The organism is Legionella shakespearei DSM 23087 (assembly GCF_000373765.1).
In the GTDB taxonomy this organism is placed as follows: domain Bacteria; phylum Pseudomonadota; class Gammaproteobacteria; order Legionellales; family Legionellaceae; genus Legionella; species Legionella shakespearei.
This window is the reverse complement of the sequence record NZ_KB892403.1, coordinates 20,201-28,958: the sequence shown is the minus strand read 5'-3', so window position 1 is coordinate 28,958 and position 8,758 is coordinate 20,201. Positions and strand designations below refer to the sequence as shown.

The window sequence follows — 8,758 nt, the reverse complement described above, 5'->3', positions numbered from 1 at the left end:
TAGACTTGGAGAAACTGGAGAGAATTACGCAGCTAAGTTCATGATGATGTACTGATTTAAATCATTCGGCTCTCATATAGAAACAATAAATGAAACAAAAACGGTTTCCCTTAAAATAATCATAAAATGATAAGGCATATTAACGCTTGACTCCCCACTCCTACGTGCTGCGGCCGAAGGTCCGCGGCATCCAGGCGTTGAGTGGCAACTCTTATACATTTGGAGAAACTGAAGAGTTGAATTTACACAGATAAGTCCATGGTGATGTGTCAATTTAAATTATTCGATGCTCTAGGGATATTATTATTTTTAAGAGGGTCTTTTTGCATAGATCATGTGCTGATTGAATCCCAACTCTTCATAAATAGAGTTTCTATGGATTTCAGTGACATAACCTTGTTCTTGTAAATAAGCGTCAAGCTGCTCGACTCGATTATTGATATCATGTACTTCTATGCATAATTGTTTGATCATGGAAAATTGGCCAAGTTTAATGCTCTTTACCACATCAAATTCAGCCCCTTCAACATCTATTTTAATAAAATCGATATGATCTATCCCATTTTTTTCAATAAATTGCCCAAGGGATGTCAGTTTACAGATGACCTTTTTTTCCTGAGTCTGATTTTTGAAATTTTTCTTAATCAGATAATTGCGCATAAAAGGCAAAAATTTCAGCAGCCTATATAAAAACTTGTTCCGAAATCGTGAAATTTTTAATAAGGTATTATAGTCCTGCAGCGGATTATAATTAGAGATCATTTTATCCATGGGTTTGTACGTTGCCGTTGATAAATCATCACCAAAAAGAGTAAATTCTACAGAACAGTCTTCAACGACATCACCAATCCCCATGTTATAAAGGTGTACTTTATTGCCGAAGGGCGCCAAATTCCTTTTTAAACATTCAAAAGAGTCGGGGATTGGTTCAAAACTATAGATAACTGCATCATATTTGCAGTGCTTAAGGGCAAATAGAGAAAAAAGGCCAATATTAGCTCCTACGTCAATAATGACCGAACCCGGATTTAAATTAAGATCATTTATAAAGTAGGAATTTTGATAAAAAATTTCATAAATTAACACCCGCGTTTCATATTCATTGATGAACGACAATGTACCAATAGGAAATTCTTTACTTAGTATGGGATCAGACACCGTTTAACCCTTAGGTATAAGCCATAAATACCATACCATAAATAGTGTAATCAATAAATTAACGTGAGTTTCGGATAAGAAAGTTGTTTGAGCCAGTGTTTACCTCGATTCGTTCGGGCTGATGTATCACCATGAAAATGATTTATTTATGAGCACTACATTTCCTGTTTGCTTATGCTCTCATTACTTAAAGAAAACCGAGCCGCGACCGTAAGGGAGCGGAAATTTTGGATGTACACCTAATGAGTAATCCACAATGGAGTGCATCGAACTGTTCCGCTTCCTTACGGTCGCGGCTCGGNTTTCTTAGCATGATGCTCTTTTGTACTCTTGATTAGTGAATCACAATACAGGCTCAAGGGGAAATTTACGGCTCAATTCGGGTTACCCCACTTCGCCTGAATATTCAATTCCTCTAATAACATAACCAACGCGTTCATTATGGGCATGGGTAATTTGAGATTTAAATTTGCTCCGCCAGGTAAAACAAGATCCAGAGAGAAGACATCCTGTTCCTCGATTTTTGCCATCGAGCACTTAGCATCCATCACCAATACAGGATCACCACCCAGCGGGTAATTGGTGCCTGACTCGTAGGCTGTTGTAAAATTTGCTGCCTGTTTATCAGATTGATTTATCTCTGATATAAAATTCTCAACTGTGGGGGTGGTTTTTTTATATTCATTCTGAATAAACTGACTGGCCGACATGAGAATAAAATGAGTGATTCTTCGCGTGAACCAGAATATATATTCACTATGATCTGCCGTATTAAAGCGAAAAATAATGCGATCATCATTTAATAAATATCTGCAATTAAATTGTTTGAGACTCACTGCATCAACCCCTGCTGAAAGTTATAAGACCAACACAGATCATTCTTCAAAATAATCCTGGTCTACATAGTATAGCAAGCAAACGCAGGGCAGGCCTCACTAACCTAAAGCCTGAATTTCTACCGTAGAAAGGCTTGTGATTCCTAAACGACTTGCGGCAGCATAAGAAAGATCTATAATTCGCGAACCATGAAAGGGGCCACGATCATTAATGCGAACCACCACTGTTCGTCCATTTTTGACATTCTTAACGCGTACACGGGTATTAAATGGAAGTGTAGGATGCGCGGCCGTCATGGAATGCATGTTGAATCGCTCTCCGTTAGATGTTTTCCGTTTATGAAAGCGTTTACCATAAAAAGAAGCTTGGCCTCGTGCTTTATATCCTCTTGCAGATTTAAGAGGCGTATATACTTTTCCCTTAACTTTATAAGAAGCCGGATCAGGCTTTGTTTTCACACAAGCGCTTAAACTAAATAATAACGCGGTAATGATAAAATACTGTATGGTTTTAATAATCAATCTCATAATTCTTTCATTAAATGCAAAATGAGCGTGCAACATAACATATTGATTAAAATTTCGCGACATTATACTCAAATTAAATTCAGTCAGTAAAGCAATAGTGCAGATTCGAATGGTACTTATTCCAGATGTTTTTGTAGCCCGGTCTGCTTGCAGCCGGGAACTGATGATCGTTACTCAACCGAAGTTCTAACCAAGTCTCCATTCCCGGCTGCAAGCAGGCCGGGCTACAAAAACATCTTAAGTCAGTGCCATTTGGATCAGGCTCGATTCGGGTCTTAACAACAAGTTCAGGAAATAACAATTCGCGCGGCTTAACAATTCACTTGCTTCAATAGGCGCTTTTTTGGGGTAACCGCTAACATTAATAATTTTTACATTATTTGCCCGCGTAATTATTTCATCGTGTTTACTGCCAAATACATTGCCACCATCAGATGTTGCCAAGTCTACAATAACCGTTCCTCCTTTTAATTTATTTAATGTCGGCTCAGGGATTAACAAGGGGGCTTGAGTCCATGCTCCTGATGCGGTAGTTATTACAATGTCACTGTCTTTAATTGCCAGGTAGATTTTATCTTGCCTCAAATCTAAGGGTAAATGACGCTCAACGACCTTACTCGAAATACCTTGTGATAGTAACTGTTTTGATTTCGATAGATTACTGGTAATAATAGTATGTGGCAGGTTAAGCCTTATACACTCTTGTGATGCTGCTTTACCCGCTTCGCTGCAGCCAATAATTGATACTCGCGTAACAGGATTAGCAAAAATTTCAATAGCATGTTGCAGTGCCAGTTTTCCTGCTATCCGGCTCATTTCCTTCAAGGCATCCATTGGTGTGCCCGGAGAAAAAACAAACTGATCCAGAGAATAATACTCAATATTAGCCTGAGCATATTCTGCAATATGTTCCGCACCTCTTTCGAGTATATCTAACAAACCTATCATTTTTGTGTGGGGTTTTATTACTTTGTTTTCTATTTTTTCACGTTTTCTGTCAGGACGTTTAACACGTATGATTATATCTATATCATTAAAAGCCTGCTTGCAACGTTCGATCTTGCCAAAATCAATTTGGCGTATGCTGGCACCCACAGCTGTATAATCTTCATTAATGTAACCCGCACCGATACCAGCACCATCTTCTACATAAACAATAGCCCCGAAACCAATTATTTTTTCGACATCGCGTGGAATCAATGCCACTCTTTGTTCATTATTGCCAGACTCTCGTAATAAGAAAATTTTAGATTGCACGTTCTATACCTGCATTCTGATTTTTATCGATGTACATAATGTTTTTTAATTTATCATCATAAGCTTTTCCTGTATGAATAATTGCCCTGGCAGTGCTTGTGAATAACGGATTGATTCCTTCAATGACAGGAATTTCCGCATTATAATTGGGACGCATTTTATAAATAATCGATAGCCTTCTCTGGGTCGTTGATTTTAAAACCTGATGAAGTGGTGCCTGATAATATTTATCAGTCCAATGCTCTATAAATTCACCCAACATAATTAATAATGTGCCAGGAATATGGGGAACCACCTTCCATTGACCACATACATCGTTCAGCATTAAACCGGGTTGATCCTGGGCAATAATGGTAAGCAGACATAAATCTTTATGGGCACTCATGCCATATTGCATCGTATCATCCTGGTTATGAATCGGGTAACAATTAAGTCCTAACTGATGGTTGGGCTCGGTGCAATAATTTTTAAAATAGTTTTTTCCTAAATTTAAATTCCTGGCAATGGCTGATAAAAAGCAGGAACCAATATGTTCAAAGGAATGAAAGCAAGATTCTAAATGGGTTGTAAAAATTGAGCGATGCGTGTGCATTGATTGTTCTTCAATTCGTGACCTGTTATTTTGAGGATCATTTAAATAACCCACTTTGTATTGTTCGCATGGCTCATGTTGGCGATGGGCCAATTCACTAAACTCACTTCCTATTCCTCGGTAACCTAAAAAGTGATTGTCTGCAGATGCGAGGTACCTGTTTTTTATTGATATATCCAAATCAAAGAAACGTGATGACTCTGCAAAAAGACCTGCTGCATCCAACTTTGCTAATGAATTAAATCCACTGATGAAAAAAGCACCATAGGTTCTACATGCCTCATCAATTTTTTTATATTCTTCCTGTTCTGTTGCATGGTCTGAAATCCTGGAAATATCAATGATCGGCAGTTCAATAAAATTATAGTTGCTCATGTCTAACTCCTCATGCAGATGGAATATCGAAACACATCCTGTGTGTGTTAACTGAAGCAAATCTATCGTTATAAAAATATTTAAACAATCGCCAATAAGGAACAACATATTTTACTATTTAGACATAAGGAGGGGATTTCTCAGGGGAAACTGTCGTTAAGAAGGAATTCCACCGTACCGCGGACAAGCCGCGGTACGGTGGAGTAGCGCTTAACTTAATGGCAGTGGGGTGATGGAGATCTGTTAGCTTTGTAATGCTCTTGTATGTGCAAAAATAAAATCCAGGAATAATCGTGTTCTTTCGGGTAAGGTTTGTTGCTGCGGATAGACAGCAAATAAATGATAAGTTCCCCAATCATATTGTTTTAAAACAGGAAGAATTTGTTTGTGTTGGATTGCATGTCGGGCATTTAGATCAGTAAATCGGCCTATGCCGAATCCTGAAATACATGCGTTCAGGCAGCTTTCAATATCGTTAGCTGTTAATGCCGGTTCAAAAATGAATTCACACGGCTGCTTATTCTCTAAATAAAGCCATTTTTCGTTTTCCTGAAAACCATTTTTTAATGAATAATTAATGAGTGAATGAGAGGATAAATCAGCACAGCTGATCAGTTCTTTATGCATGTTTAAATAAGAAGCACTAGCATACAATCCAATTCTCTCTTTCAACAATAATTTCATATGCATGCTACTGTCTTGCAATCGTGGATCTGCTATAAATCCTGCGCCACGTATCACTAAATCCAGTTGTTCTTTAATAGGATCCAGTTGATGATTGGAGAGCACCAAATCGATTTTAATATCAGGAAAATTGTCTAAAAATTTCATGATGATGGAAGTTAAATAATGCCGGCCAAAATAAGGAGGAGCACTCACTCTGATTATTCCTTTCGGTTTGTTTGCAGACGATTGAATTAAGCTCAGAGCCGAATCCAATTCTTGTTGAATGCGCACAGCATGTTGGAAGAAGAGCTCACCTTCCGGGGTTAAACGCAATTCCCTGGTCGTACGTTTAATCAGGCTGACACCAAGCCGCGATTCTAATTGCGTAATACGCCTGCTTATCAACCCATTGGAAATGCCTAAATGTCTGGCCGCTCGACTGAACCCGCCTTGTTGAATAACCGCGGCAAAGATGACCGAGTCATCTAAAATTCCCATTTGTTTTACCCAAATTGTAAATTATGTGATGAATAATTAGTGGTTGTTCCTAAGATGTATTCTAACATCTGCACGCTCATTACTATTATTTATTTCTTAAACAAAGTCGTTAATTTTTCAAACTCTATAATAATGAAGCTAAAGATGCCTATTGCTCCTATCCCAACATTATTCCAAAGGTTAAGAGATTCTGTTTTAAAAATTTCTTGTATAAATGGGGTATAAGTAAAATTTAACTGCAAGAAAGCAACTAATCCTATTGCGATTAAAACAGGTTTTGTTCCTTGCATTCCTTTCCAGGTTAGAGAGGGACCATGTATATATCTCGAACTGAACAGGTAAAAAATTTCCAGCAGTACTAATGTATTTACGGCCATTGTTCGTGCCGTTTCAATGCGTTCCCCATTCCACAAAGCCCAATAAAATACAATGAAAATACAAGCTGAAAAGAGGATAGAAACAAAAATAATCCGCCAGACCAGGTACTTTGATAATAAAGGTTCATGTACGGAAATTGGTGCTCGCTTCATAAGATGAGGCTCGGATGGTTCAAAGGCTAAAGCAAGCCCTAATGCTACAGAGCACGTCATATTGACCCATAAAATTTGTATCGGAGTAATTGGCAGGGTGGTACCTAGAATAATAGCAATGGCCAGGCTCAGTGTTTCGCCACCATTAGTTGGCAACAGAAATAAAATGGCCTTTTTTAAATTGTCATAAACGGTTCGCCCTTCTTTGACTGCCGCGACAATAGAAGCAAAATTATCATCAGTGATAACCATTTCAGCTGCTTCCTTGGCAACCTCTGTCCCTTTATGCCCCATGGCCACCCCAATATCAGCTCGTTTTAGGGCTGGGGCATCATTGACTCCATCACCAGTCATGGCCACTACATAACCTTTGGCTTGCAGTGCCTTAACTAATCGTAATTTATCCTCAGGACTGGTACGTGCAAAAACATCCACTTTTTCAATCGACTGCTCGAAACACTTATCACCCAGTTCGTGCAACTCGTTTCCAGTTAACACGTGTTGGCCATCTCCTATGCCTAATTGTCTGGCAATAGCCAACGCAGTGATAGCATGATCCCCTGTTATCATTTTGACGCAAATATTAGCGGCTTGACATTCCTTTACTGCCTGAATGGCCTCTTCTCGTGGAGGGTCTATAATCCCTACCAAACCAATCATCACTAAACCAGAGGTCACATCCGCAAATTCTATCTTCTCGTTATTGATTGAAGCTGGTTTGTAAGCAATTGCTAATGTACGTAACCCCTGTTTTGCCAAATTAGACGTTTTCTGTTGCCAATAATCAAGGTCAAATGCATTGTGTTCCTGATTATGAAGCTGGGAGGAGCAAAAATTAAATACAACTTCCGGAGCTCCTTTTAAATAGATAAACGCTGATTTCTCCTGGTGATGTAAGGTAGCCATAAACCGATGTTCCGCATCAAAAGGAATCGTATCTTTCAATGTGATTTTTTCTTCCAGCTGATGTCGATAAACCCCTGCTTTGGCTGCGAGAGAAAGTAAAGCACCCTCCATAGGATCACCCTGTAATTTGGGCTCATTATCCTGAAAATCCAATTCCGCATCATTGCATAGCGCACACGCGCTCACAAACGTCAATAAATCATGATTCTCTTGCGGTTGTATTTTCTTGTTTTCAAAATAAAAAGAACCTTCCGAATTGTAGCCTACACCACTAACATCCAAATCATTCGTTGTTAAAGATATTTTTTGTACAGACATCTCATTGCGAGTCAAAGTGCCTGTTTTATCGGTACAAATAATAGATACTGAACCTAAAGTTTCCACAGCAGGAAGTTTTCTGATAATGGCATATCGGCTAGCCATGCGCTGAACCCCAATAGCTAAAGCCACAGTCAATATAACAGGTAATCCTTCAGGGATGGCTGCCACAATAATTCCTACTGAAGCCATAAACATGTCGAGCGCTGAAAAGTGATGAAGGAAATAACCAATAAGAAACAAAACCCCTGCAAACGCTAAAATAAATCCACTTAACCATTGAGAAAAATGAGACATTTTCTTGATTAGGGGCGTCATCAAAGGTTGTACCTGGGTAAGTAACTGGCTGATTTTGCCTATTTCCGTGTCAACTCCTGTAGCGATAACGATTCCTTCTCCTTTACCTGAGGTCACTAACGTTCCTGAAAAAGCCATGTTAGTCTGTTCTGCTAACGGAGTATCGAAAGTTAATATACCTGTTTTCTTTTCAACTGTGTTGGACTCGCCCGTGAGTATGGCTTCATTAATTTTCAAATTTTTAGTATGTACCAGTTTAAGATCGGCGGGGACTTTATCTCCTGATTGCAAAAGCACCAAATCACCAACAACTAACTCGTTTGCGAGAATAATCATTCGCTTGTTTTCTCGTAAAACTGTAGCATGTAATGAAAGCATGCTATGGACAGCAGCAATTGCCTTTTCAGCTTTTCCTTCTTGTATAAAACCAATTAATGTGTTGATTAATATGACACCGAAGATTATTAATGAATCGGTAATTTGCCCTAAAAATAAAGTTGTTATAGCTGCAGCCAATAATACAAGAATTAACGCATTATTTAACTGGGAAAGAAGTCTTTTAAAAGTCGATCGTGGAGGTAAAGAGGGCAGCTCATTGTATCCAAATTTCAATAGGCGATTTTTAGACTCGGTTATTGTTAAACCTTCTTCTGTTGAAGTAATCAGTTCATTACAAATATCGGCATCCGTACGATCATACCATGAATGAAATCTATTATTTTGCTTCATATTATCCTGGATCATGAAAAAGAAAATTGGTAAAAGGTCAGCCCCTATCAGGGAACGGCCGTATTTGG

The 8,758-nt window shown here is 38.6% G+C and carries 7 protein-coding genes; all 7 read right to left on the bottom strand.

Annotation, left to right across the window (positions count from 1 at the left end):
- Positions 1 to 309 precede the first annotated feature (309 nt).
- The gene (locus tag B094_RS0108815; protein WP_018577442.1) at positions 310 to 1,158 is read right to left on the bottom strand and encodes an FkbM family methyltransferase; all 849 of its coding nucleotides are present in this window, start codon (positions 1,156 to 1,158) and stop codon (positions 310 to 312) included.
- A 374-nt stretch (positions 1,159 to 1,532) separates the two neighbouring features.
- Positions 1,533 to 1,994: a hypothetical protein gene (locus B094_RS0108810; protein WP_018577441.1), complete on the bottom strand. Its 462-nt coding sequence runs from the start codon at positions 1,992 to 1,994 to the stop codon at positions 1,533 to 1,535.
- 99 nt (positions 1,995 to 2,093) lie between these two features.
- Positions 2,094 to 2,522, bottom strand: a complete 429-nt coding sequence (locus B094_RS0108805; protein ID WP_026253959.1) for a septal ring lytic transglycosylase RlpA family protein — start codon at positions 2,520 to 2,522, stop codon at positions 2,094 to 2,096.
- 237 nt (positions 2,523 to 2,759) lie between these two features.
- On the bottom strand, positions 2,760 to 3,779 hold the full coding sequence (locus B094_RS0108800; protein ID WP_018577439.1) for a Rossmann-fold NAD(P)-binding domain-containing protein: 1,020 nt from the start codon (positions 3,777 to 3,779) through the stop codon (positions 2,760 to 2,762).
- The gene (locus B094_RS0108795; RefSeq protein ID WP_018577438.1) at positions 3,769 to 4,746 is read right to left on the bottom strand and encodes a 2OG-Fe(II) oxygenase family protein; all 978 of its coding nucleotides are present in this window, start codon (positions 4,744 to 4,746) and stop codon (positions 3,769 to 3,771) included. Before B094_RS0108795 ends, B094_RS0108800 begins: the two co-directional genes overlap by 11 nt.
- 243 nt (positions 4,747 to 4,989) lie before the next feature.
- Positions 4,990 to 5,910, bottom strand: coding sequence for a LysR family transcriptional regulator (locus tag B094_RS0108790; protein WP_018577437.1), 921 nt, complete (start codon positions 5,908 to 5,910; stop codon positions 4,990 to 4,992).
- An 89-nt stretch (positions 5,911 to 5,999) separates the two neighbouring features.
- On the bottom strand, positions 6,000 to 8,690 hold the full coding sequence (locus tag B094_RS0108785) for a cation-transporting P-type ATPase (protein ID WP_018577436.1): 2,691 nt from the start codon (positions 8,688 to 8,690) through the stop codon (positions 6,000 to 6,002).
- Positions 8,691 to 8,758: the final 68 nt, after the last annotated feature.

What these genes read in the sequence shown, in the direction of transcription:
- B094_RS0108805 (WP_026253959.1), bottom strand. Translation starts at nt 2,522, where the DNA reads ATGAGATTGATTATTAAAACCATACAGTATTTTATCATTACCGCGTTA.
- B094_RS0108795 (WP_018577438.1), bottom strand. Translation starts at nt 4,746, where the DNA reads ATGAGCAACTATAATTTTATTGAACTGCCGATCATTGATATTTCCAGG.
- B094_RS0108790 (WP_018577437.1), bottom strand. Translation starts at nt 5,910, where the DNA reads ATGGGAATTTTAGATGACTCGGTCATCTTTGCCGCGGTTATTCAACAA.
- B094_RS0108785 (WP_018577436.1), bottom strand. Translation starts at nt 8,690, where the DNA reads ATGAAGCAAAATAATAGATTTCATTCATGGTATGATCGTACGGATGCC.